A 2,503-nucleotide genomic window follows, 5' to 3' on the forward strand; every position below is an offset into this window, starting at 1 on the left:
GCGCGGGGGTGTGCGAGGGGCGCCAGCCGAGGACGAAGGAGACGCGGCGGCCGGCGGTGACGGTGAAGTCGACGGTGGTGCGGTCCGGGGAGACGACGGGCTCGACGCCGGGCTCGCAGGAGAGGTACGCGGCGTCGGGTCCGGCGACCCAGGCGACGGTGCGGCGGTCCACCGAGCGGATCCAGGGCACGATGCTGCCGTGGTTGAAGCTGACCCTCAACTCGCTGCGTACGTCGACCCGTCCGGCGACTCCCTCGACCACGCGGACGATGCGCGGGGCGTCCTCGCTCGGGGAGCGCGGGGGCATGAAGTCGGTGACGCGGACGGTTCCGGTGAGGGATTCCCAGACGGTGTCGAGGACGAGGGTGTCGCCCCGGTAACTCCTGCGCGTGCAACGGGTCGTGCCGACGGGTGCGATGAGCCAGCGGCCGTGCCCAGGGTCGCCGAGCAGGGCCGCCAAGCACGCGGGCGAGTCGAAGCGCGGCGCGCACCACCAGTCGACGGACCCGTCGGTCCCCACGAGCGCCGCGGTCTCCAGGTCACCGACGAGGGCGTAGTCCTCAATTCGCCCTGCCATGACGGGATTGTATGCCTGATCGAATTCCTGTGCAGAGGGAGGAGAATACTTTCCTGGCGGTCCGCATACCCTTCCCCATTTCTTGACGGCATCGTCTCCGGCGCAGGATCCTGAAGTACGCGGGTTTTCCGCGCGGAAGGCCGTACCCATGAGTAGCGATTCGCATCCCCTGCGCCGTTCGACCGACCGCGCACCCGATTCCGGCACGCGCACGGTGAGTCTCGTCCTCACGGTCCGCCCCGGCGAGGGGGACCCGCGGCCGGCGCTCGATCTGCTCCTCGATCAAGTGCCGTCGAGCGTGGGGGACGTGGTCCTGGTCGGCGGCCCGCCCGGCGAACGGCGGGCGCGCAAGGGGCTCACCGTGCGCGGGCTCGGGTCCTGGGACTCCTCGCGCGGCGACATTCCGCACGCGGGCCTGCTCGCCGCGACCGGTGATCTGGTCGTGCTGATGAACGCCGACGGCAGCATGTCGCCGCACGAGATCCCGCACTATCTGCACTACCTGGAAAGCGGTTACGACTTCGTCAAGGGATCGCGCTTCATCGCGGGCGGGGATTTCGCCGACTATCCGCTCTCACGACGGCTCGGACATCGCGCGCTGCTGCGGGTCGCGCACCGGATGTACGGCCAGCACCTGACCGATCTCTGGTACGGGTTCTGTGCGTTCCGGCGGTCTTTCGTGGACCTCCTCGACCTGCGCGAGGACGGCGTCGAGCTGGGGGCCGAACTGGTCACGCACGCCCTGCACTACGGCCTGCGCGTCGCCGAGGTGCCCAGTCGCGAACGGCCGCGCCTCCACGAGCCGGTGCACCTCCGCACGATCCGCGACGGCACCCGGATCCTCGGCACGCTCCTCGACGAGCGGCCGCACAACGCCCTGTCGCGGCTGGCGCACCGGCGGCGCCCGCGCGCCGCCCGCCCTTCCTCCGGTTGACGAATCGCCCGTAAGGGTGCTAACGCTGGAAAGAGCACTATTTCAGGACAGACCCTCGGCAGGGTCGGTTGCCGGAAGAGGCACGTCGTGACCTCCAACCAGTTCGACCGGGCGCCGGTGGCATCCGCACCGCATCCACTGCGGCGGATGACCGACTGGCCGCTCGCCGACGCCCGGCGCCGCACGCTCTGCCGCCCCGCGCACCGCCCGACCGCCCACCCGGCACGCCGGGCGGCCGACCGGATCACCGCCGCCGCCCCGCCGCCCCGGAGCCGGGCGTGCAGGCCGCGCGGATCGGCCCGTCGGCGGCGCGCCCGCACGGCCCACACCCGTACGCGCACCGCGCGGCGAAGCCGGGGCTCCGACGGACCTGCCGGGTCGTCCGAACCCGCACCAGCGGGCGCCCGCGAACCCGCGCCTGCCGGCGCCTCCGAACCTCGCCGACCGTGCCGGTCCCGTGCCCGTGACCGCCGCCCACAGCCCGCACTCGTCCCCCGCACGCCCGTGCGCCCCGCGCCCCGTGCCCTTCGTCGAGGAGGCGAGGCGTGATGGCGGCCGCACGCGGGCGCACACCGCTCCACCACCGGCCTCTCCCCCGCCGGCCGTTCCCTCCGGCCACGACGGCCCGCGTCGCCCGGAACAGCCTCTCCCGTCCGTCGGCCCGCGCGATCGCGATCGCGGCCGGAGCCGACGCCCCCCACGTCCCGTCGCGGTACCCCGGCTCGCGTGCCCGGGAGTGCCGCGGCGGGATCCACGTCGTGCGCGACGGCGGACGCACCGACCTCTCCGGGGACGCGTCCGCCCCGGACCCCCAGACCACCGAGCGCGCGGTGCGCCGCGCCCGGTGCCCGGTGCCGGATCCACGTCCGGCACCGGGAGGGCGCCTCGTTCCCGCCGCCGCTCCACGGCTTCGACGGGGCACCCACGTTGAACACGCCGCCGGAGGACCGAGGGGGCGGCGGCCATGACGCTCCCCCGGAGCCCCCACCCCG

The 2,503-nt window shown here is 74.0% G+C and carries 2 protein-coding genes; one reads left to right on the forward strand and one right to left on the reverse strand.

The genetic code is table 11. The annotated features are described in order from the left end of the window. Positions 1 to 577 (reverse strand): trehalase-like domain-containing protein (locus tag AOK00_RS36135; RefSeq protein WP_254047636.1); only part of this gene is annotated, 577 nt, incomplete at its 3' end. A gap of 148 nt (positions 578 to 725) precedes the next feature. On the opposite strand from AOK00_RS36135, the gene AOK00_RS36140 reads away from it, so the two are divergent. Continuing rightward, a complete protein-coding gene (locus AOK00_RS36140; protein WP_055604319.1) occupies positions 726 to 1,511 on the forward strand; it encodes a glycosyltransferase family 2 protein in 786 nt (261 codons plus the stop codon). Positions 1,512 to 2,503 lie beyond the last annotated feature (992 nt).

The sequence above is a fragment of the Streptomyces aureus genome, assembly GCF_001418135.1.
Taxonomy (GTDB): domain Bacteria; phylum Actinomycetota; class Actinomycetes; order Streptomycetales; family Streptomycetaceae; genus Streptomyces; species Streptomyces aureus_A.